Source organism: Nonomuraea bangladeshensis (assembly GCF_039529455.1).
In the GTDB taxonomy this organism is placed as follows: Bacteria; Actinomycetota; Actinomycetes; order Streptosporangiales; family Streptosporangiaceae; genus Nonomuraea; species Nonomuraea bangladeshensis.
On the sequence record NZ_BAAAMV010000014.1, the window covers coordinates 68,286 to 89,668 of the forward strand.

23 protein-coding genes are annotated in these 21,383 nt (G+C 73.5%); 9 read left to right on the forward strand and 14 right to left on the reverse strand.

Annotation, left to right across the window (positions count from 1 at the left end; genetic code table 11):
- Positions 1–7: 7 nt before the first annotated feature.
- From ABD292_RS40585 to ABD292_RS40595, 3 genes are read right to left on the reverse strand one after another with little or no spacing between them, the layout of a single operon-like run.
- Positions 8–2,308: an FtsX-like permease family protein gene (locus ABD292_RS40585; protein WP_344217190.1), complete on the reverse strand. Its 2,301-nt coding sequence runs from the start codon at positions 2,306–2,308 to the stop codon at positions 8–10.
- Positions 2,305–3,027 (reverse strand): ABC transporter ATP-binding protein, encoded by a 723-nt coding sequence (locus ABD292_RS40590; protein WP_344217192.1) that lies wholly within the window; start codon positions 3,025–3,027, stop codon positions 2,305–2,307. Before ABD292_RS40590 ends, ABD292_RS40585 begins: the two co-directional genes overlap by 4 nt.
- Positions 3,024–3,551, reverse strand: coding sequence for a PadR family transcriptional regulator (locus ABD292_RS40595; protein WP_344217194.1), 528 nt, complete (start codon positions 3,549–3,551; stop codon positions 3,024–3,026). Before ABD292_RS40595 ends, ABD292_RS40590 begins: the two co-directional genes overlap by 4 nt.
- A 129-nt stretch (positions 3,552–3,680) precedes the next feature.
- Here ABD292_RS40595 and ABD292_RS40600 point away from each other — a divergent pair, with 129 nt between their 5' ends.
- A complete protein-coding gene (locus tag ABD292_RS40600; protein WP_344217196.1) occupies positions 3,681–7,097 on the forward strand; it encodes a WD40 repeat domain-containing serine/threonine protein kinase in 3,417 nt (1,138 codons plus the stop codon).
- Positions 7,098–7,107: 10 nt separating this feature from the next.
- Here ABD292_RS40600 and ABD292_RS40605 read toward each other — a convergent pair whose 3' ends face one another.
- From ABD292_RS40605 to ABD292_RS40615, 3 genes are all read right to left on the reverse strand, one after another.
- Positions 7,108–7,470, reverse strand: a complete 363-nt coding sequence (locus tag ABD292_RS40605; protein ID WP_344217198.1) for a DUF488 domain-containing protein — start codon at positions 7,468–7,470, stop codon at positions 7,108–7,110.
- 93 nt (positions 7,471–7,563) lie between these two features.
- Complete coding sequence (locus tag ABD292_RS40610; RefSeq protein WP_344217200.1) at positions 7,564–7,989, reverse strand: YybH family protein; 426 nt, start codon at positions 7,987–7,989, stop codon at positions 7,564–7,566.
- A 58-nt stretch (positions 7,990–8,047) separates the two neighbouring features.
- Positions 8,048–8,485, reverse strand: a complete 438-nt coding sequence (locus ABD292_RS40615) for a MarR family winged helix-turn-helix transcriptional regulator (RefSeq protein WP_344217202.1) — start codon at positions 8,483–8,485, stop codon at positions 8,048–8,050.
- A gap of 104 nt (positions 8,486–8,589) precedes the next feature.
- Here ABD292_RS40615 and ABD292_RS40620 point away from each other — a divergent pair, with 104 nt between their 5' ends.
- From ABD292_RS40620 to ABD292_RS40635, 4 genes are all read left to right on the forward strand, one after another.
- Positions 8,590–8,922 carry a DMT family transporter gene (locus ABD292_RS40620; RefSeq protein WP_344217204.1) on the forward strand — a complete coding sequence of 111 codons (333 nt, stop codon included), beginning with the start codon at positions 8,590–8,592 and terminating at the stop codon, positions 8,920–8,922.
- Between the two features lie 18 nt (positions 8,923–8,940).
- Positions 8,941–9,261, forward strand: a complete 321-nt coding sequence (locus ABD292_RS40625; RefSeq protein WP_344217206.1) for a DMT family transporter — start codon at positions 8,941–8,943, stop codon at positions 9,259–9,261.
- Between the two features lie 76 nt (positions 9,262–9,337).
- Positions 9,338–9,949 carry a TetR/AcrR family transcriptional regulator gene (locus ABD292_RS40630; protein ID WP_344217208.1) on the forward strand — a complete coding sequence of 204 codons (612 nt, stop codon included), beginning with the start codon at positions 9,338–9,340 and terminating at the stop codon, positions 9,947–9,949.
- Positions 9,950–9,991: 42 nt separating this feature from the next.
- Complete coding sequence (locus tag ABD292_RS40635; protein WP_344217210.1) at positions 9,992–10,813, forward strand: SDR family NAD(P)-dependent oxidoreductase; 822 nt, start codon at positions 9,992–9,994, stop codon at positions 10,811–10,813.
- 6 nt (positions 10,814–10,819) lie between these two features.
- On the opposite strand, the gene ABD292_RS40640 is transcribed toward ABD292_RS40635, so the two are convergent.
- A complete protein-coding gene (locus ABD292_RS40640) occupies positions 10,820–11,413 on the reverse strand; it encodes an HD domain-containing protein (RefSeq protein WP_344217211.1) in 594 nt (197 codons plus the stop codon).
- A gap of 208 nt (positions 11,414–11,621) precedes the next feature.
- Positions 11,622–13,277 (reverse strand): serine hydrolase, encoded by a 1,656-nt coding sequence (locus tag ABD292_RS40645; RefSeq protein WP_344217213.1) that lies wholly within the window; start codon positions 13,275–13,277, stop codon positions 11,622–11,624.
- A gap of 185 nt (positions 13,278–13,462) precedes the next feature.
- Between ABD292_RS40645 and ABD292_RS40650 the strand changes: the two genes are divergently transcribed.
- The gene (locus ABD292_RS40650) at positions 13,463–14,419 is read left to right on the forward strand and encodes a GbsR/MarR family transcriptional regulator (RefSeq protein WP_344217215.1); all 957 of its coding nucleotides are present in this window, start codon (positions 13,463–13,465) and stop codon (positions 14,417–14,419) included.
- Here the strand turns inward: ABD292_RS40650 and ABD292_RS40655 are convergent.
- Entirely contained in the window at positions 14,395–14,841 is a 447-nt protein-coding gene (locus ABD292_RS40655; protein WP_344217217.1) for a winged helix-turn-helix transcriptional regulator, read from the reverse strand. The genes ABD292_RS40650 and ABD292_RS40655 overlap by 25 nt on opposite strands.
- Positions 14,842–14,970: 129 nt before the next feature.
- On the opposite strand from ABD292_RS40655, the gene ABD292_RS40660 reads away from it, so the two are divergent.
- A complete protein-coding gene (locus ABD292_RS40660; RefSeq protein ID WP_344217219.1) occupies positions 14,971–15,843 on the forward strand; it encodes an aldo/keto reductase family oxidoreductase in 873 nt (290 codons plus the stop codon).
- 5 nt (positions 15,844–15,848) lie between these two features.
- On the opposite strand, the gene ABD292_RS40665 is transcribed toward ABD292_RS40660, so the two are convergent.
- Both ABD292_RS40665 and ABD292_RS40670 read right to left on the reverse strand, forming a co-directional pair.
- Positions 15,849–16,892, reverse strand: a complete 1,044-nt coding sequence (locus ABD292_RS40665) for a hypothetical protein (RefSeq protein WP_344217221.1) — start codon at positions 16,890–16,892, stop codon at positions 15,849–15,851.
- Positions 16,889–17,374 (reverse strand): SigE family RNA polymerase sigma factor, encoded by a 486-nt coding sequence (locus ABD292_RS40670; protein ID WP_344217223.1) that lies wholly within the window; start codon positions 17,372–17,374, stop codon positions 16,889–16,891. Before ABD292_RS40670 ends, ABD292_RS40665 begins: the two co-directional genes overlap by 4 nt.
- 91 nt (positions 17,375–17,465) lie before the next feature.
- Between ABD292_RS40670 and ABD292_RS40675 the strand changes: the two genes are divergently transcribed.
- A complete protein-coding gene (locus tag ABD292_RS40675) occupies positions 17,466–18,290 on the forward strand; it encodes a hypothetical protein (protein WP_344217226.1) in 825 nt (274 codons plus the stop codon).
- Positions 18,291–18,327: 37 nt separating this feature from the next.
- Complete coding sequence (locus ABD292_RS40680) at positions 18,328–19,122, forward strand: arginase family protein (protein WP_344217228.1); 795 nt, start codon at positions 18,328–18,330, stop codon at positions 19,120–19,122.
- A 27-nt stretch (positions 19,123–19,149) separates the two neighbouring features.
- Here ABD292_RS40680 and ABD292_RS40685 read toward each other — a convergent pair whose 3' ends face one another.
- The 3 genes from ABD292_RS40685 to ABD292_RS40695 form a co-directional block, all read right to left on the reverse strand.
- Positions 19,150–19,869, reverse strand: a complete 720-nt coding sequence (locus tag ABD292_RS40685) for a TetR/AcrR family transcriptional regulator (protein ID WP_344217230.1) — start codon at positions 19,867–19,869, stop codon at positions 19,150–19,152.
- 57 nt (positions 19,870–19,926) lie between these two features.
- Positions 19,927–20,655: a Rossmann-fold NAD(P)-binding domain-containing protein gene (locus tag ABD292_RS40690; RefSeq protein WP_344217232.1), complete on the reverse strand. Its 729-nt coding sequence runs from the start codon at positions 20,653–20,655 to the stop codon at positions 19,927–19,929.
- A 126-nt stretch (positions 20,656–20,781) separates the two neighbouring features.
- Positions 20,782–21,246 (reverse strand): tyrosine-type recombinase/integrase, encoded by a 465-nt coding sequence (locus ABD292_RS40695; protein ID WP_344217416.1) that lies wholly within the window; start codon positions 21,244–21,246, stop codon positions 20,782–20,784.
- Positions 21,247–21,383 lie beyond the last annotated feature (137 nt).

Sequence of the window (21,383 nt, forward strand, 5' to 3'; positions counted from 1 at the left end):
CTGGTCCTCATTCGAAACGGGCGTTGTCGGGCGCGGTCACGCGCTTGAGCAGGGGCAGACCGGCCAGCACGATCAGCAGCGCGGCCAGCAGCCCGCCGCCGACGGTCAGGAGATAACCCGGGCCGGGCAGCGCCGCGGGAGCGCTCTTGATCGCGAGCTGGTCGATCACCGGCCCGGCCACGCCGAAGCCGGCGACCGCCGCCACCAGGGCGGCCAGCAGCACGGGGACGGCCGTCTCCAGCACCACCACCGTGGACAGGGTCCGCGTCGGCGTGCCGCTCAAGCGCAGCAGCGTGAACGGCTGCCTGCGCTCCACCACGCCCCCGGCGACCGCCACCAGCAGGCCGCAGCCCGCCACCAGCAGGGTCAGCGCGACGATGGCCAGCGCGACCCGCTCCACCTGGTCCAGCAGCACCTCGCGGAACCGGGCGACCTCGGCGAACGTCAGCGGGGTCTCGGCGCTGCCGGAGCCGGCCACGTACGGGGTGAGCGAGGTGCGGATGCGCTCACGGACGGCCGGGTCGTCGGCCCGGATGAGGACCGCCGCCAGGGAGCGCCCGCCAGAAGCCGCCTTCCCCGCGCCGGCGGGCGCGGCCGGGCTGGTGGGGTCCACGATCGGCAGGTTGCGGTCGACCGACAGCAGGTTGTCGCTGGTCAGCAGCCGGTTGAAGTCGGCCGCGACCGCTCGAGCGCCCGCCGGGCACGCGCCCAGCGCAGGGAAGCGGGCCAGGTCGTCGCACTCGACCACGTGGCCGAGCATGAAGTCGAGCCGGCAGCCGGGCCCCGGGTCGCACGGCAGCGGCCCGGTGAGCGGCTCCTGTGCCGGGGTCCTGCGGTAGATCGGCAGCACGGTGACGCCCGGATGGGCGGCCACCTCGGCGAGCAGCTCGTCGGCCTCGTCCGGGTGGAGCGGCCGGCCTGGGGCGGCGTCGGCGTAGCCGAACGGGACCCGCATGACCTCGTTCAGCGTGCCGCCGCCCGCCGCCCGCTGGCCCGAGACGACGGCGGGGACGATCCCGGCGACGGCCGTGCCGATGAAGACCGCCAGCACGATCCCGTTCACCGAACGGAAGGCCGCCTTCGGGTCGGCCGCCAGCCTGCGCGCGGCCAGCAGGGTCGCCGCGCCCCGCGTCAGGCGGGCGGCCAGCCGCGCGGCCAGCATCGTCAGCCACGGCCCGGCCACCACCAGGCCGACCATGACCAGCGCCAGGCCGGCGTCGGCGAGCACCGGGTCCGGCTCCCTGCCGCCGCCCGCGAACGCCGGGCCCGCGAACAGCCCCAGCCCCGCCAGCAGCGGCAGCACCCGCCACCATCGCGGGGACGAGGCCCGCGTCCTGCGGGCCGCGCCGAGCGGGGTGATCCGCACCCGGCGCAGCGACCACACGGCGGCGCCCGCCGCGGCGAGCGGCACCCCCGCGACCACGGCCGCGTACTGCGGCGCGGTCGGCGCGACCACGTCGGGGAAGAAGCGCGAGCCGGTGACGGCGACACCGGCGAGGGCGGGCCGTACCGCCTGGAACAGCGCCACGCCGGCGAGCGCGCCCAGCAGCGCGCCGAGCGCCGCGTCCGCCGAGGCGATCGCGTTGATCTGGCGCGCCGTGGCTCCGGCCAGCCTGACGGCGGCGAAGCGGGCCTCGCGGCGGGCCGCGGCCAGGCGCGTGGCGGTGCCGACGAGGACGAGCAGCGGCACGATCAGGCCGATCGCGGCGATGCCGAAGCCGTGCTCGTACAGGGCCGTCATGTCGTCCGCCGGCGGGTCGTCGGCGACCGTGTCGACGGCGACGGTGCCGGCCATGCCGGCCAGCTCGGCGGGGGTGCGGCCGACGACGGCGACCAGGTCGTCGGGGCCGGACAGCGCCGCCCGCCCGACGAGACCGGCGCGGGCGCCGGGGAAACGGTCGGCGAGCTGCTCGCGCGGCACGGCGGCCATCAGGTCGGCGAGCGCGGGCGAGACGGAGAAGCGCCCGGCCGCGGGCAGCGCCGGCAGGCCCGGCATGGCCGGGGCGGGCGTGCCCGGGTCGAGGACGGCGACGTCGAGCCGTTTGATCGGGCGGCCGGCGTAGGAGTCCTGGCGGTGGTTCCACAGCACCGCGCCCGGGGTGGCGCCCAGCGCCCAGCCCGCCGGCGCCGAGCCCGCCGTGCACTCCCAGCAGGGGCGCTCGGCGGTGACGCGGAAGGCGTTGAACAGGGCCAGCGTGGACAGCAGCACCGTCACCCCCAGCGCGACGGCGGCGCCGACGAGCGCCAGCCGGACGGCCCCCTCCCTGCCGCCGCGCAGCGCCAGCCGCAGGCCCAGCCAGAAGGTCATCGCACGGCCTCGCCGGCGTACTCGGTGGCGTAGGGGTCGGTGACCTTGCCGTCGCGGACGATGACCTCCCGGTCGGCGCAGGCGGCCACGCGGGAGTCGTGCGTCACCACGATCACGGTGACGCCCTCCTGGCGGGCCAGGCCGACGAGCAGGTCCATGACCTTCTCCCCGGCGAGGGAGTCGAGCGCGCCGGTGGGCTCGTCCGCGAAGATCACCTTGGGCCGGGTCACCAGCGCGCGGGCGATCGCGACCCGCTGCGCCTGTCCTCCCGACAGCTCGCCGGTGCGGCGCTCGCCCAGGCCGTCCAGCTCCAGCCGTTCCAGCCAGCCGCGCGCCCGCTCGTAGGCGTGCCTGCGCGCGGTCCTGCCGAGCAGCAGCGGCAGGGCGACGTTGTCGGCCGCGGTGAGCTCCGGCACGAGCTGGCCGAACTGGAAGACGAAGCCGAACGCGGTGCGCCGCAGCCGCGAGCGGCCGGCGTCGCTCAGGGTGTCCAGCCGGTCGCCGTCGAACCAGACCTCGCCCGCGTCGGGCGTGAAGATGCCGGCCAGGCAGTGCAGCAGCGTGGACTTGCCGGAGCCGGACGGGCCCATGATCGCCAGGATCTCGCCCGCCGTCACCGACAGGCTGGCCTCGCGCAGCGCCGGCGTACGGCCGTAGGAACGGCTGATCGCGCGGGCCCGCAGCAGCGGGCCCGGCGCGGGAAGCGCGTCGATGGTCATGCCCCGCGCACCGTCTCCGCCAGCGCGCCCAGCCGGGCCGTGGTCACGTCGATCCAGCGCAGGTCGGCCTCCAGGTGGAACAGGGCGTGGTCGGCCAGCAGGGCGTCCACCAGGACGCCGCCGCGTTTGACCTCCGACAGCTCGCGCATGCGCCGCATGTGCGTCGCGCGCTGCAGGTCGAGGTAGCGCTGGGCGTCGTGGCCCAGCATCAGCGCCAGCACGACCTTGGTGAACAGCACCGTCTGCAGGAACGGCTCCGCCGCGACCGGCTCGCTCAGCCACGACTCGACCTCCTGCTTGCCGAGCGGGGTGACGGAGTAGCGCTTGCGGTCGGGGCCCTCGCCCGGCTCGCTCTGGCCGGCGGTGACCTTGCCGTCGCGGGCCAGGCGGGCGAGCGTCGAGTAGACCTGCCCGAAGGGGAGCGGTTTGCCTCGGCCGAAGTAGGTGTCGTAGGCGCGCTTGAGGTCGTAGCCGTAGCTGGGCTCGCGGTCCAGGAGGCCGAGGAGGGCCAAGGGGACTGTCATGGCCGCCGACTATACACCAGGGGTATACACGCGACGTGTAGCCGGATCGGGATGATCGTGGCGGATGCGAACCTTGCCGGGCTCGCCGGCATCGAACCACCCGACGTCACTGATCAACCGGGGAGAACGATGGCGACGGCACTGCTCGACGGGGACCCGCAGCGGCTCGGGCCGTACTGGCTGGCGGGGCGGCTGGGCGCGGGCGGGCAGGGCGTCGTCTACGAGGCCTACACCGAGGACGCCCGCCGCGTCGCCATCAAGGTCCTGCACAGCGACCAGGCCGCCCAGCTCGGCAGGGAGGCGGCGGCCGCGCGGCGGGTCGCCTCGTTCTGCACCGCGAGCGTGCTCGACGCCCGGCTGGACGGGCCCCGCCCCTACATCGTCAGCGAGTACGTCGAAGGCCCCAGCCTGCGCCAGGTCGTGACCGGCGGCCGCCGCTTCGCCGACGGCGACCTGCACCGCCTGGCCACCGCCATCGCCACCGCCCTGACCGCCGTGCACGACGCGGGCGTCGTCCACCGCGACCTCAAACCGGACAACGTGCTGCTCGGCCCGGACGGCCCGCGCGTCATCGACTTCGGCATCTCGCGGACGGCGGAGATGTCGCTCACCGAGACCGGCCTGATCACCGGCACGCCCACGTACATGGCGCCCGAGGTGTTCACCGGGCACCGCGCCGGCGCGCCCGCGGACGTGTTCGCCTGGGGCGGCATCGTGCTGTTCGCCGCCACCGGCGCCGACCCCTTCCAGGCCGAGAGCCTGGGCGGCGTCATGCACCGGGTGCTGTCGGCCAACCCCGACCTCGGCGTGCTGCCCCCGCAGCTGCAGCCGCTGGTGGCGGCCGCGCTGGCCAAGGACCCGCTCGACCGGCCCACCTCCCGCGAGCTGCTGCTCGCCCTGGTCAGCGGCGGCGGGCGGCTCGACATGGCCCGGCTGCTGGCCGAGGGCGGGCGCGCCGCCACCCGGATCGCGGTGCGGGCCGACGACCCGGCGCTCGGCACGCTGGCCGAGCAGGCGTACGGGATGCTCGGGCCGGTGGAGCGCGAGCTGGTGGCCGAGGTGTTCCTGCGGCTGGTCACCGTGGACGAGCAGGGCGAGCTGACCGTGCGGCGGGCCGCCGAGCCCGAACTGCTCGGCGGCCGGGCCGAGCACGAGGCCGAGGCCGTCGAGCGGATCCTGACGGTGTTCGCGTACCTGCTGGCCAGGAAGGGCGAGGAGATCTGGCTGGCCCGGCCCGCGCTGCCGCAGGCCTGGCCCAGGTACCGGCACTGGATCGACGCCAACCGCGACGGGCTGGCCGCGCACCGCGACCTGCTCACCGCGGCCCGCCGCTGGCAGGCCGCCGGCCGGCGCGACGGCGACCTGCTGCGCGGCAGCGGCCTCGACGACGCCCTGCGATGGGCGGCCAACCGGCGGCACGACATCACCCTGTCCCCGATGGAGCGCACCTTCCTGCAGGCGAGCACCGACCTGGCCCGGCGCGGCGCCAAGCGGGCCCGGCTGGTCTCGCTCAGCCTCGGCGGACTCCTGGTGATCTCGCTGGCCGCCGGCGGGCTGGCCGTGCAGCAGGGCATCGTCGCCGACGGGCGCGCGCGCGAGATCGCGGCCTCCCTCAGCCGGTCGGAGGCGGCCCGGCTGGCCGGGCTCGCCCAGCAGGCACGCCTCACCGACCCCCGGCTCGCCACCCGGCTCAGCGTCGCGGCGTGGAGCCTGGACCACACCCCGCTGACCAGGGAGGCGCTGATGACGGCCCTGGCCGGGCGCGAGTCGGCGGCGTTCACCGACCCGGCCCGCGCCGCCGACACCGTACGCGCGCTCGGCGCCGACGGGCGCAGCCTGGCCGGCGTGACCGGCGACGCCGCCCAGGTGTGGGACGTGCGCACCGGCAGCCGGGCCGGCGGCGTCACCCGGCTGGGACTGACGGGTGACCAGGTCGTCGCCGTGGCGCTGGCGGCCTCGCGCCGCACGCTCGCCGTCCTGACCGACCGCCGCGTACGCGTCTACGATCTCCCCACCGGCAAGGCGATCAGGACGTGGACCTTCGCCCGCCCGCTCGACCTGGTCGACGACTGGGCGGATCTCGCGCACGCCGACGACCGGACGGTGACGATCCGCCGCCCCGGCGGCGCCCTGCGCTGGGACGTGCGGACCGGCGGGCGTACCCGGCTGCCCGAGGCCGAGGTGGCCAGCGCGGACGGCGCCTGGCGGGCGGTCCGGCGGGCCCGAGCCGTCCGCCTGACCCGCGCCGGGAACGACCCCGTCGACCTCGGCCTCATGGACGGCGCCGGCAGCCAGGGCGCCTGGAACGGCGGCCGGGTGACGGTCAGCGGCGACGGCACGCTGGCCGCCTCGGTCACCGGCGAGCAGATCCAGTTCTGGCGCCTGGCCGACGCCCAGCTCCTCACCACCGTGCCGCTGCTCGGCAACCCCGACGCGGGCGGGGAGGAACCCCAGGGCGCCTTCGACGGCCGTACCTTCCGCTACCTGGTGGAGGACCGGGTCTTCTCCGTCGACGTCAGCGACCTCGCCCTCACCCCGCCGCGCACGCCGATCAGCTTCGGCAGGCTGAGCCCGGACGGCCGCCTGCTGGCGGTCCGGACCGGCGAGGTGCCCCGGCTGCGCCCCGTCACCGCCGGCGGCCCGGGGGGAGCGATGCCGGCCTCGGATGAGGTGTTCTTCAGCCAGGACGGCAAGCTGCTGGCCGCCGTCGGCCCGGACCGGGTGAGGGTCGTGGACGCCGCCACGCGGGCCGTTCTCGGCGCCGTCGCCCCCCGCCCGTCCGGCATGGAGCTCGTCACCGCGGCCTTCAGCCCGGACCGGGCCCGCCTGGCGCTCGTCCTGCGCGGCCCCGACGACGGGCGCGACGACGGGCGCGCCGTGGCCGAGCACGCCGTCCAGGTGTGGGACTGGAAGTCCCGGCGCAGGCTGTGGACCGTCACGCCGCCGGAGACCAGCGACGTGGCCTTCTCCCCCGACGGCGCGCTGCTGGCGGTCGCCGGCGCCGGCCAGCGCCTGCTCGACGCCGCCACCGGCCGGCCGGTGACCGCGCCGTTCGCCGGCACCGGACGCGACACCCTCGCGACCCGGATCTTCTTCCTGCACAGCGGCAAGGGCGTGGTGGTCCTGGACTCCCGAGGCCGCCTGACGCCGTGGAGCACCACCGGGGAACGTCTCGGCCCGGTCTTCCGCGAGAAGTCCGGCGAACCGTCGGTCGCCGCCTACTCCCCGCGCGACGACCTCGTCGCCCTCGGCATCGGCGACGGCAGGGTACGGCTGGTCGACCCGGCCACGGGCACGAGCCTCGGCATCCTGCGCGACACCGCCGGAGGACAGGACCCCGACACCGGGCAGCTGCAGTCGATCGCCTTCACCGCCGACGGCGCCACCGTCCTGACCCTCGGGCTGGACGGCGTCGTCCGCACCCACGCCATCGCGCCGGCCGCTGTCGTCGAGGCGCTGTGCCGGCGGTCGGGCGGCCCGCTCACCCCCGCCGAGTGGCGGGCCCACGTGCCCGCGCTCGCGTACCGCGACGGCTGCGCGGTCTGAGGCGGGCCGGTCACCGCCCGCCGGACAGCCACTCGGCGAGGACGGCGGCCTGGCTGTGGTCCACGTCCTTGGTGGCGGTCAGCAGCGTGAGCCGGTCCTCGGCGGCCAGGTCGCGCAGGTGGTCCGCGGCCGGCCGGTGCCCGGCGTCGCGCAGCTCGTCGAGGTAGCGGCGGCGGAACTCGGGGAACCGGGCGGGGTCGTGGCCGTACCACTTGCGCAGCTCGCTGGAGGGGGCGACCTCGCGCAGCCACTCGTCCAGGTGCGCGTCCTCCTTGCGCACGCCGCGCGGCCAGACGCGGTCCACCAGCACCCGGCGGCCGTCCTCGGGCGAGGACTCCTCGTAGATCCTGCGGCAGGTGACGTCCTTGCTCATGGCAGCACTCCCTCTGGCCTTTCCAGACGCCTGCCCCCGGGGCCGGGCGCCGAACCGGCCGGAGCGCGAGACCCGGCCGGTTCACGGCGGACGTCAGGGCTGCAGGTCCGTCACCCCCTTGCCGGTGGCGAGGTCGAACGGCACGGAGACCTGGTCGTGCACGATCAGCCACTCGCCGTCGATCCTGCTGAAGCAGAAGGTCGCGCGGACCCACATGCCGCCCGCCGCCGCCCCGTTCGCCAGCGTGCCGCTGAGCCTGCCCAGGCCGTGCCCGAACGCGACGCCGTCGCCCACGGTGAGCGTCAGGTCGCGCAGCTCGTACGTCACCTTCTCGAACGCCTCGAACACCTTCGCCCAGTTGCGCAGCTTCGCGGCCACGCCCACGTGCTGGAGCGGCGGTTCGACGTCGAAGGAGACCACGTCGGGCGCGTAGGCCCCTTCCAGGGCCCGCAGGTCCTTGGCCTCGATCCCCTCCACCAGCGCCTCGATGCGCCGCCGGATCTCGTCCTGCCCGGTCATCGTTTTCCCCATTCCGTCGGATGTCTTCTCCCGTACGACGAGACGGCGCCCCGGAAGGTCAGGCCGGCGCGCCCAGCGCCGTGAGGGCGGCGGCCAGCCGCGGGTCCTCCTGGCCCGCCTCCCGCAGGGCGGCCTCCAGGGTCTCCTCGTACGTCCGGCCGGCCTCGGCGTGCCGGGCCCGGCCCGTCTCGGTGATGACCGTGTAGACGCCGCGCCGGTCGTCCGGGCACAGGTCCCGGTAGGCGAAGTCGGCCGCGTTCAGCCGCGCCACCAGGCGGGTCACCGAGCTCTGGTTGAGCCCGACCTTGTCGGCCAGCTCCTGCATGCGCAGCTCGCCGGCGGGCGAGGCGGCGAGGTGGCCGAGCGCGCGGAACTCCGACAGGCCGATGCCGTGCCTGCGCTGCAACGCGGCGGCGAGCCTGCTCTCCACGCGGGTGTGCAGCAGGACGACGCGCTGCCAGGCGGCGGCGGCGTCCGAAACCGTGGTGGTGGCCATGGGACCTCTCAGTTCGCGAGACCGACTTGACACGAGCATACATGTACATGCAACATCCTTCCCGGCACTTCACTTGCACGTACATACAAATGGGAGCTCGTCCGATGGCCTGGATCCACCTGCTCATCGCCGCCGTCTTCGAGGTCGTCTTCGCCCTGGCGACCAACGCCACCGAAGGATTCACCCGGCTCTGGCCGTCCCTGCTCACGGCCGCCGCCGCGGCCGGCGGGATCTTCTTCCTGAGCCTGGCGCTCAGGACGCTCGACGTCGGCGTCGGCTACACCGTCTGGACCGGCATCGGCTCGGTCGGCACGGTCGTGCTGGGCGCCGTGATCTTCGGTGAGGAGATCACGATCTGGAAGGCGCTGGCCTTCGTCCTGATCATCGGCGGCGTCCTGGGACTCAAGCTGTCCGACCGCCTCTCCCCCGCCGCCTGATCCGAAAGGAACCTCATCATGGCCTGGATCTACCTCTCCATCGCGATCGTCTTCGAGATCGGCTTCGCGCTCGGCACCAACGCCACCCAGGGCTTCACCCGCCTGTGGCCGTCGGTCTTCACGCTGCTGTCGGCCGCCGGCGGCATCTTCACCCTCAGCCTGGCGCTCAGGACCCTGGACGTCGGCGTCGGCTACACCATCTGGACGGGCATCGGCTCCATCGGCACCGTCGTCCTCGGCGCCCTCATCTACAAGGAGAAGATCACGCCCGCCAAGCTCGGCTCGTTCGCCGCCATCATCGGCGGCGTCATCCTCCTCAAGGTCGCCGCCGGGATCTGACCGGGTGCGGGACAGGTTAAGCTACAGGTGTAAGAAAACTTGCACCTGTAGCTTTTTTTCGTGAGGACGGCGTGCCGTGGCCACCAGAGACACCCCCACCGCTCCCGGTGACCCGCGCGTGCGCCGTACGCGATCGGCCCTGGCCCGGGCGCTGATCGAGCTGGCCGAGCAGCGGGACCTGGCCCGGATCAGCGTCTCCGACGTGGCCGGGAGCGCGGGAGTGAGCCGCTCGGCCTTCTACGACCACTACCGCGACGTGCACGAGCTGGCCGAGGACGCCTGCACCGCGATGATCGACGACCTGATCGACTCCCTGCCCGGCCCGGCGCTCGACTCGGCGGACCTGGCAAGGGAGGCGACCGAGTCGCTGACGGCGTTCTTCGACCGCCTGGCCGCGCACGCGGGGCTGTACCGCGCGCTGCTGGGGCCACAGGGCAGCGCCCGCGTGGCCGGCCACATCCGCGGCCGCGTCGCCGAGGTCATCCACGACCGCCTGACGCACGCCGACGCCACCGGCCGGCCCGAACACGTCCCGCACGACGTGACGGCCTCCTTCACCGCCGGCGCGCTCATCGGGGTCGCGGTGGACTGGCTGGAACACCGCTGCCCCCGGCCCCCGGCCACGATGGCCGCCGCCATCTGGCCGCTGGTCAACGCCCACTACCGCGCCGGCGCCGGCGCGAGCTGAGCACCCCCTTTTTCCGAACTGTCCCACCTGAGGAGAACCTCCATGTCCACTGCCGATGTGTCCGGCAAGTCCCTGGCCGAGCTCGTCTCCCTGCGCGGACGGCGCGCGGTCGTCACCGGAGGCGCCCGCGGCCTGGGCAAGGCCATCGCCTCGCGCCTCGCCGAGGCCGGCGCCGCTCTGCTGATCGGCGACCTCGACGAGGAGCAGGCCACGGCCGCCGCCAAGGAGCTGGCCGAGCGGCACGGCGTGCCCGCGATCGGCGCCGCCATGGACGTCACCGACGCCGCCGCCGTGGCCGCCGCGGCCGACCGCGCCGTGGCCGAGCTCGGCGGCCTGGAGATCTGGGTGAACAACGCCGGCATCTTCCCCGCCGTGCCCCTGCTGGAGATGACCGAGGAGACGTGGGACCAGGTGTTCGCCGTGAACGCCCGCGGCGTGTTCGTCGGCGCCCGCGAGGCCGCGCGGCGCATGTCGGCGGGGCACCCCGGCAGGGGCGGCGTCATCGTCAACATCGTCTCCACCGCGGGCTTCCGGGGCAGCGCGCCCGGCCTGGCGGCGTACGTCGGGTCCAAGCACGCCGTCCGCGGCCTCACCCGCGAGCTGGCACTCGAACTGGCCCCGCTCGGCATCCGCGTGCTGGGGGTGGCGCCCAGTTTCGTCCCCACGGAGGGCAACCTGGCGATGGCCGCCGAGGCGGGCGTGAACCTCGACGAGATCCCGCCGACCGACCTCATGCTGAACAGCCCCATCGGCCGGATCGGCACCCCGGACGACATCGCGCGCGTCGCCCTGTTCTGCGCCTCGGACCTGGCGGCGTTCATGACCGGCAGCACCCTGCTCGCCGACGGCGGCGACACCGCCTGAGCCTTCTCAGGCCGGGTGCGTCTCCAGCGGATTGGCGGCGATCCGGCCGGCGACGTCCCTGCGCACCGACGCGGCGGCCGCGCTGCCCGGCTTGCGGCCGGCCTGGTCCTCGAAACAACCGAGGAACTCCGCGCCGAAGCCCAGGCGCGGATAGCGGGCCAGGACCTCCGCCCGGGCCGGGGCGGGGAACTCCGCGGCGTGCCGGCCCACGACCTCCCAGCTCGTCGCGACCTGCAGCACATGCGCCTCGGGGTCGGCGGCGGCCGGCACGTCGTCGCGCATGTGCAGCACGATGATCTCGCGGGCCCGGTCCGCCCGCTCCGGCGGCCAGCCCGCGGCCACGCCGAACACCCACGCCAGCTCTCCGCCGGCCTCCTCGAACGGCAGCCGGTGGCTGTCGAAGGGCTCCGTCAGGCCGGCGTCGTGCAGCAGCGCCGCGACGCAGTACAGCTCGTCGTCGAACGCGATCGCGTGCGCGGCGGCGTACATCGCGCCCCACACGTACGAACGGATGCAGTGGTTGAGCAGCGCGGGCGAGCAGTAGCGCGTCGCCACGGCCAGCGCGGCGGCGGTCGCGGGCGTGTCCGGGAATGTGATCACCGTCACGCAGTGTAGTCGGCGATCAGTGGAGGGGCACGGTTGGACCCGCACGACGTGGGAAGTGGCAGCCGCGGCACTGACCGCCGGCTTCGTGGCGCAGAACGCGGCGATGGTCGTGCTCGGCCGTCGCGACCGCGCGCTCGGCGCCCTGGCTGTCGCGGTTCTCGGTGGCCTGCGGCGTGGCCGGGCTGTGGCTGCTGCGGCGCCGCTACGCCGCCGGGAAGCCGACCGCGTTGGCCGCGTCGGCCTCGAAGTAGTCCGTCGTGGCGAACGCGCCGACCTGATCCTCGAAGAAGCTCCTGACGCCGTCGAGCGAGCCGTGGACGATGACGTTCACCGCCCTGGTCCCGTCGGCGCTCGCCACCGCCATCGTCCACCGGGCGCCCCCGGGGAGCCGGCCGTACGCCTGCTTCAGCGAATCCCAGAAACCGTCGGGGTCGGAAATCAGGGAGACGGCCATGACGTGCACCGTGGCGCCCTCCTCGTCGACCCGCGGATTGACCCGGCAATTGAGGTGGAGATAGCGCGCGGCGCCGTCGTCGAAATCGTAGATGGCGACGGTCTGGGTTTCCTCGGCCGGATGGGCCGGCGGCATCAGGAAATGGGTCTCGCTGATCGGGAGCAGCTCGTGATCGAGCTGTTCCGGCCTGCCGAGGAACCGCGCCTCCATCGGGTCGAGCGTGGATCTGAGGTGGAGCTTGCCGCCTTCGGCCGCCACCTCGAAGCGGGTGCCGGGGCGTTCGTAGACGCCTTCGTACCTGGAGAGGTCGAGGACGAGGGCCGGGTCGGGCTCCGGCAGGTCGGGGATCGTGACGGCGCCGAGGCCGGCCAGGATCTCGTTGAACACCTGGCGGTAGAAGCCGTCGCGCGGACCGGCGTTCGTCAGCATCGCCACGGCGATGCCCGGCTCCGGCAGGATCCGCAGCCGGGCGCTCTGGCTGATCGCGCTGCCGTCGTGCGCGTAGACGGTCTGCCCGTGCCAGTCGCACACGACGAGACCGAGCGCCCATTCCGGCCCGAACATGTACGGGTCGGGCACTGGGACCCGCGAGTGCGTCATCTCGCGGATGATGCCGGGCGAGACGATCCTGGCGCCGTCCGGGGCCGTCCCCTCGTTGAGGAAGACGTACGCCAGCGTGAGCAGGTCGCGGGCGGTCGTGTTGACGTTGCCGCCGGGGCCGAAGGCGCGCGGCAGGTGACCCAGCGGCGACAGGATCGGCCCTTCTTCGAGGGACCGGACCAGGTGCCCGGTCGCGGCCAGCCGCTCGTCCACGTGCTCGCGGCGGGTGCTCGTCGAGGTCAGCCCCAGCGGGCTGAACAGGCGGTCCCGCATGATGTCGTCCCACCGCCGGCCGTCGGCCACCTCCATGACGCGGGCGAGGATCGCGTAGCCCAGGGCCGCGCTGTAGCCGTGGGTGTGCCCCAGGGGGTGGACCTGGCGGGCGCCGGCGATGTTCGCCACCATGCGCTCGTACACGTCGTCGTCCTCGCCAGGATCGCCGTAGCTCTCCTCGATGCCGCTGGTGTGGTTGAGCAGGTGGCGGGCGGTGACCCGGGCGCTGACGTCGGGGTCGGCGACCCGGAACCCGGGCAGGTAGGTCCGCACCGGCTCGTCCAGGGCGACCTTCCCCTCGTCGACGAGTCGCATGAAGGCGAGGGCGGTCCAGGTCTTGGACACCGAGCCGCACTGGTAGACGGTGCCGGTCGTCGCGGGCTCGCCTGTGGAGACGTCCTTGACCCCGGCCGCGAAGTCGGTGATCTGCCCGTCGCGCAGGATTCCGATGGTGGCGCCCGGGATGCGGTGCTCCGCCAGCAGTTCGGACACGCGGGCCCGCATCCGGGCCACGTCCAACATTTCCGTCATGAGTGTCGCCTCAGTCCTCTCGAATTCTTTCCGGGCGGGAAAAGGCTAAGTTGCGTTTATGCAGGCGTCAACGAAATGACGGGTTCTGGCGTGGATCGTTGCAATGGAAATGTCGATGAATGCAATTCATGGCGACCGCCGTTGCAATGTACTGTTGGTGAACGCACCGACAGGAAGGCGGGCCGATGCCCGGAGGAAGGCTGACCCACGAGGACCGCCGGCAGATCGCGGGCTGGCTGGCCGAAGGGCTGGGCTACGCCGAGATCGCCAGGCGGCTGGGCCGGCCCACCTCCACGATCAGCCGCGAGGTGGCCCGCAACAGCGCGCCCGGCGGCTACCTGGCCGACCGCGCTCAGCACAGCGCCGGGCAGCGCGCCCGCCGCCGCGGACCGGCCCAGGCCGCCGAGCCGAGCGGCGGGTGGCCGTCCGAGCCCGTGCGCGGCTTCGTCGAGCGGTTCGCGACGCTGCTGGTCGGGACCGGTTTCCCCCGGATGCCCGCCCGCGTGTTCGTCTGCCTGCTCACCGCCGCCTCCGGGAGCCTGACCTCCGCCGAGCTCGTACGCCGGTTACGGGTCAGCCCGGCGTCGGTGTCCAAAGCCGTCGGCTACCTGGAGACGACCGGGCTGGTCAGGCGCGCCAAGGACACCGGCCGCCGCGAACGGTACGTCGTCGACGACGACGTCTGGCTCCGGGCCCTCGTGACCGACACCGGGGCGCACGCCGAGGTCGCGGCGGCCGCGCGACGCGGCATCGAGATCTTCGGCCCCGGCACGCCCGCCGCCGGACGGCTGGAGCGGATGGCGCGCTTCTTCGCCTGGATCGGCGAGCAGATGTACGGCGGCACGCTCGCCGACGCCGCCGCCGGCGACGCGCTCACCGTGGTGGCCGCCCTCGTGCACGCCGCCCGGCCGCTCACCGCGGACGACCTGGCCGGCGCGCTGGGCTGGCCCGCGCGGCGGGCGGCGGCCGCCCTGGACACGCTCGGCCGCCGCCCGGACCTCGCCGACCCGCTCGCGGTGCAGCAGGCCGGGCGCGGAACGTACGTCGTCGCCCCGAGACCCGACCGCCTGACCCCCGCGCAACGCGAGGCGCTGACCGCCGGCCCGCGCCCGGACCGTCAGCCGGCGTCCCGTTCGTCGTAGGTCTCGCGGTGGGCGAGCACCTCGTCCATGTGCGTCTCGGCCCAGGACTTGAGGCCGCGCATCATCTGGTGCAGGGAGAGACCCAGGTCGGTCAGCTCGTACGTGACCGTGACCGGCACGGTCGGCTTGACGCTGCGGGTGATCAGACCGTCGCGTTCCAGGGAGCGCAGCGTCTGGGTGAGCATCTTCTGGCTGACGCCGGCCAGCAGGCGGGACAGCTCCGAGTAACGCATCGACCGGGGCTCGCCCACGCAGCCCGCCTCCGGCTCGGGCGAGGCGCCGCTGCCGAGCGCGGCCAGGATCAGGGTGACCCATTTGTTGGAGATCCGGTCCAGCAGCTTGCGGCTGGGACACGCCGCGACGAAAGCGTCGTACTGCATCTTGGCCTGCGCCCTCTGCTGGGCCGCCGTCATCGTCGCCATCGGCCGCTCCTCCAACCCGTGGGTGCCCTACGCACTCCGAAGTGCGTACTTCCTGGCAGGAAGTTACCTCACCACAATGAAGCAAGGAGCCGTCAGGCACCATCCCGCACGACCCGAGAAAGCAGAAACATGAGCACGTTCTCCCCTTCGCTTCCCGGCGGCACCTGGACGCTGGGCGACCTGACCGTCACCCGGTTCGGCTACGGAGCCATGCAGCTCGCCGGCCCCGGGGTGATGGGCCCGCCCGCCGACCGCGACGGCGCACTCGCCGTCCTGCGCGAGGCCGTCGACCTCGGCATCACCCACATCGACACCGCCGACGCCTACGGGCCGCGCGTCACCAACGAGCTGATCCGCGAGGCGCTGCACCCCTACCCCGGCACCCTGCACATCGTGACCAAGGTCGGCGCGACCCGGGACGAGCAGGGCGGCTGGCCGCCCGCCCGCAGGCCCGAGGACCTGCGCCTGGCCGTCCGCCACAACCTGGACAACCTCGGCCTCGACACGCTGGACGTGGTCAACCTCCGGCTCGGCGACGCCCGGGGCCCGCAGCCCGGCTCGATCGCCGAGCCGTTCGAGACGCTCGTCGAGCTCCAGCGGCAGGGCCTGATCCGGCACCTCGGCGTCAGCAACGCGACCGCCGACCAGGTCGCCGAGGCACGCTCGATCGCGCCGATCGTGTGCGTGCAGAACATGTACAACCTCGCCCACCGCCAGGACGACGAGCTGATCGACGAGCTCGCCGGTCAGGGCATCGCCTACGTGCCCTTCTTCCCGCTCGGCGGCTTCAGCCCCCTGCAGTCCTCGGCGCTCACGGCCGTGGCCGCCCGGCTGGACGCCACGCCGATGTCGGTCGCCCTGGCCTGGCTGCTGCACCGCTCGCCCAACATCCTGCTCATCCCCGGCACGTCGTCCGTCGCCCACCTGCGCGAGAACGTCACCGGCGCCGCACTCGCGCTCACCGACGACGACCTCGCCGAGCTGGACAAGATCGGCCGCTAGGCGGCCTACGGCTGAGGGACGGCGGCCAGGTTCACCACGCGTACGCCGCCGTCCTGCGCCCAGAAGACGACGCCGTCACCCGCCGACCACTTCCTGCCGCCCGACGGCAGCGGCGTGCCCTCGAACGTCACGGTCGTCCGGGTGCGGGCGTCGTAGATCTCGCCCGAACCGGTGAAGAACCGATCCCGGTACGGGTAGCCGCGCAGCCCCCGACGCACCTCGCTCCGGCTGCCGTCGCTGCGCTGCACCACGGTGCGGTTCCCGCGGGTCCCGGTGCACCAGGTCGGTCCGCAGCGCAGGCCCTCGACGCCCGGCGCGGGGCGGACCTTGACGGTGGCTCCCGTCCGCAGATCGACGACCCTGGCCGGATTCGCACGCACGTCGAGAGGCTCATCCGTCGCCCACGGCCACTCCACGAGCTGCAGCCCCTTGGCGCCGGGTACCCGTTCGGGGACTCCGCCGTCGATCCTCATCCGCCAGACCCCGTCCAGCGGCGCGGACCAGACGAGGTCACGCCCGGCGAGCGCCAGACGATCGACGTTCCCGCCGGGCACCGGCCCGACCTTCCTCGCCCCTCCACCGGCGCGCAAGGAGGCGACCCAGGCCTGCCCGTCGGCGAGCCAGGCCACCCGCTCACGGTCGACGGCCACCAGCCGCGGCGCCCGCCCGAAGGCGGCGACGGTCCGCGAACTCCTGGAGGCGGCGTCGTAGACCTCGAACGTCCCCCGCTCGCCCCGGACCAGCACCTCCGTGGCGCTGATCGCCGCCACCGGCCGGGAACGCGCGGGAAGGGTGAACACCGCCTGCGGCCACACCCGCTCGACCGCGTTCCGCCCCGGCCCCGGCCCCGCCGTGTCCACCCGCGGCACGGGCCAGACGGCCGTCACCACCCAGACCAGGGCCGCCGCGCAGACCGCCGCGAGCGCCCCCCGGGTCCGGCGCTGAGCGCGCCGCCGCCGCCCGGCCAGCACACCGGGCAGCACGTCCCGGTCCTCGGCCCGGTCGGCGATGATGCGCAACGCCTCGGCCAGCTTCTCCTCGGTCGTCATCCCCACCTCCCCGTGAGCGCGTCCGCGCGGACGCGGAGCGTGGCCAGCGCGCGCGACGCCTGGCTGCGGACCGTCGCCCGCGAGACGCCGAGCCTCGCCGCGATCTCCTCGTCGGCCAGATCCTCGTAGTAGCGCAGCACCAGCACCGCGCGCTGCCTGGCCGGCAACGCCCGCAGGCGCTGCCAGATCTCGCCGAGCTCGTGCTCGTCCTCGTGCACCGGCGAGGGAACCTCGGCCGTGAGATGCTCCCGCCGCCGCCTGCGCCACCAGCTCACATGCTGCCGGGCCATGATCGTCCGTACGTAGCCCTCGGGGTCGTCCTTGCCGCGTACCCGCCACCACGAGGAGCTCAGCCTGAGCAGCGCCTCCTGGACCAGGTCGGCCGCGTCGTCGGGGCTGCCGGTCAGCACCAGGCCGTAGCGCAGCAACGCATGGCTCCTCGCGCGGACGAACTCCTCGAACTCCACCTTCCAGGGACGCACCGGCCGGCGTCGTCGTTGCAAAAATCCTGCCGGAGGCCCCGGCACCCGGGCGTTTCCGATCCGTGATCTGCGTCCAGGATGATCGCCCGTCGTGAAGAAAGCGATCATGTGCGGCGCCGCCGGCGCCACCCTCCTCCTGACGGCCACGCCCGCCACAGCCGCACCCAAGGACCCGCTCGCGGCGCTGCGGGCGCAGCTCGCGGCCGGTACGGGCGTGTCGTTCTCGTTCCGCACGCACGGCGAGTCCGCGCCCCTCACCCAGACCGGCCGCCTGCGGTTCGGCAAGAAGGGCATCACGGCCTCCGACATCACCGGCAAGCTCGCCCTCGGCGGCGACGAGAAGCCGGCCGACGACTTCGGCGGCGGCGAGGAGCCGAGCGCCGCGATCACCGCCATGGGCAAGCCGGAGCGCACGATCCGCATCGGCCGGACGTCCTACGTCAGCGGCGGCCCGATGAGCGCGGCCCTGCCGGAGGGCAAGACGTGGTTCAAGCAGTCGCCGGGCTGGACGAGCGGCGTGACCGCGCTCTTCGGCGGCTTCGTCAACGCGGCCGACCCGAGCACGCTGCGGGTGCTGCTGGCGCACTCCAAGCGGAGCGGGTCGACGTACAAGGGGTCCATGAGCATCAAGGACCTGCTGAAGGCGTCGGACTGGTCGCGCGCCACCCTGTGGTGGAAGCTGGACTCCGGCGTGAAGGTGAACTGGACGCTCGCCGTCGGCGCCTCGGGTCTTCCGGTCAAGCTGACCACGCGGCTGGAGAGCAAGAAGGTCGGCCTGAGCAGGACCGCGATGGAGATGCGGTACACCGGATGGGGCGCCAAGTTCTCGATCAAGGCCCCGGCCGCGCGTACGGTGACCACCAAGCTCGACCCCGAGAAGTCCGCGCTCCAGCTCCCCCCGGCGCCCAAGCGCTGACGGTGCTCCTGACGGTGCTCCTGCGTAGTCTCGGCCCATGACGACCGTGCTCTGCGTACCGCAATGGCAAGGATCGGCGTCGGACAGGGCGCCGCGGCTGATGGCCGGCGCCCGCCGCGCCGCCGGGCTCGTTCCCGCCGACGCGGTGGTGACCGTGCCGGTGGTGGAGGCCGGCGGTGACAAGGCCGCCGGCGTCCGCGCCTACGACGTGCTCGTGGAGAACCAGCGCTTGACGCGGGAGGCGCTGGCCGGCATCGACGACCGGGTGATCACCGTCGGCGGCGACTGCGCCGTCGACCTCGCGCCGATCGCGGCCGCCCGCGTCCGCTACGGGGAGGCGCTGACGGTGCTGTGGATCGACGCGCACCCGGACGTCTACAGCCCGCGGACCCTCCCGTCGGGAGCCTTCCACGGCATGGTGGTGCGCGCGCTGCTCGGGGACGGGCCGGCCGGCCTCGCGCTGGAGCAGCCCCTGACCCCGCAGCAGGTGATCATCGCCGGGGAGCGGGCCGGTGACCCGTCCGAGCACGACTATCTCGCGAGGACGGGGCTGCGCAGGTACGGCGTGGACGACCTGGAGCGCGCGCTCGACGGGCTGCGCGGCCCGGTGTACGTGCACCTCGACCTCGACGTCCTGGAGCCCGCCGCCTTCGCCGCGACCTGCTACCCGGAGCCGGGCGGCGTACGGCCGCGGCGGCTGGCCGACCTCGTCTCCCAGGTGGACGACCTCGTCGGGGCCGCCATCACCGAGTACGCGCCCTCCGGCGACGCCCTCGACCCCGGCGAGGCCGAGACCATCCGCCTGCTGGGCGCCGCGCTGACCGGCCGCTGACCGGCCGGGTCCGCATGTAGTGGCGGATCACTGCTGGAGGGTCTGGCTGCGGGCGATGATGTCCAGGATGTCGTCTCTGGTCCGGCGGAAGACAGCGGCGGCGTCGGCGGCGGCCGCGGCGATCGCCCGCTCGGTGGGTGCGACCGTGGGTTCGAGGACGAGGGCCACGGTGCCGGCGAGGACGTCGGCGGGGTCACCGGTGCTGGGCGGTGCGGAGTCCGGGCTGGACATGGCGATGCCGAAGCCGGTGAGCATGGCGTGCATGGCGTAGGACTGATCGGCCAGCGGGCGGTCCTGGCGGAGCAGTCGGTGTCGGCGCAGGATCGGCATGACCGCCTCGCACAGGGCGCTGGGCCGAGTGCGGTCGAACAGGTCGCGGTCGCTGACCTGTTCGGTGAGCAGTCGCAGCAGCTGGGCGTCCTTGGTGGCGAGGCGGCGTGCCAGCGGAGATCGCAGCCCGGTGCGGATCAAAAGCGGGGCCAGGTGGCGTGGCAGGACGGCGGCGGGGTCGGCGGTGATGCGGGCGACGATCTCGTCCAGGAAGGCCAGCAGTTCGCGGGCGAACAATCCGAGGATGAGGTCTTCCTTGGTGGGCCAGTAGAGGTAGACGGTGCCCTTGCCGACCCCGGCTGCCGCGGCGATCTCGCTGACGGTGACCTTGTGCACGCCGTGGTCGGTCACCAGTTCGCGCGCGCTGTCCAGGATGCGGGCGGCTTTGGGCGAATGATGTTCGACCAGCTGACTCACTGTGCTCCTCCACGGTCGTGCTGTCGGGTTGTGCTCCGTCAGGTTGTTCGGCTCTGGTCAGGGAGCGGCGACGTCGATGTTCTTGGCCTGCATGTCCTTATTGTTGAGCATTCTCCTGCCCATGGCCTTGCCGACGCCCGGCATCCGCATCAGGCGCATCATTCCCGCCCGCAGGAGAAGCTCTTTACGGTCGTGCGGGGTGAAGATGCGGCGTCCGGGCAGGGCGCTTTCCTGCTGCAGGTGGATGAACGGCCGCATCCGTGCCTCCCAGGCCCGTAGCGCGCCGGGTACGTCATCGGGATGGCGTTGCAGCATGGTGCCCAGCAGTTCGCCGCCGGCCATGCCGCTGGAGGCGCCCATGCCCGCGTACAGAGTGACGCACCAGGCCGAGTCGCCGATCAGGACGACCCGGCCGCGGTGCCAGCGCGGCATCTTGACCTGTTGCACCGAGTCGAACAGCGCGTCAGGTGCCTGCTCGTAACGTGTGAGCAGCCCTTCCAGCAGCGGGCCGGTGGGTTCGGGGCCGTAGGCGGCGCGGATGGACTCGATCGGCGGGCGGCTGAATTCGGCGTCGATGTCGCTCGTGCGGTAGGAGAACAGCAGGCTCGGGGCGTGGTCGGCAAAAGGGAAGGCCCACACCGAACGGCCCGGTTCGGCCAGGACCAGGCCCTCGTGCAGGGCGAAGCCGTCGACCGGGCCGTCCAGCACGGTGGCGCCGATCATGTAGTTGAGCGGGTGCAGGTATTCCTCGGGGCCGAAGGCGAGCCTGCGCACCGTGGAGCGCATGCCGTCGGCCTTCGAGGAGGCTGAGTGCAGGAATTAGCGGTAGCGACCTGCGGCTTCTTCGCCTGTTAGTGATCCGTGACGTGATGGCCCGGACCTCCTACAGCCCCAGCCAGCCGCCGGTCATGATCAGTGGGTGCGGCGGCGGGGTGCCAGGACCTCGGTGACCTTGGCGATGGCCTCAGGTCCGGGTTTGACGTAGCGCATGGCGGTGCGGGGGTTCTTGTGCCGGGTCTTGCCCATGATGAGCTGCAGCGGGACCTCGGCCTCGCCGAGGTGGGTGGCGGCGGAGTGACGGAGCTGGTGCAGGTCGAGGCCGGCGTACTTCTCCAGCAGGACGCGGGCGCGGTCGTAGCCCAGGCGGGCGCGGCCGGTGTGTGGGCAGATGTCGCTGGCGGCCGGGCGGCGGGCGGGGACGGGGCGGCGTTCGGACAGGAACAGCGGGCCGCGCGTGCGCGTGCTGCCGTCCGGGAGCCGGAGCAGACGGGGCAGCAGGTGGGCGGTGCCGCTGTCCCAATACGGCCCACCGCTCGGGTTCGCGCCACCAGGCCCAAAGTAACTCTGCGTAGTTGCCGCTACTGTTCGTGTTCTCAGAAATGACCAGTTCTGAGAGAGTCGGCCATTCCTTTATCGGTGACCGGTTTGTGCCCGATCTTCGTTCTCAAAACCTCTTGCAAAACCTCTCTCGCAAAACAGGTCTCACGGTAGGTTTTGCAACATGACCGAGCTCG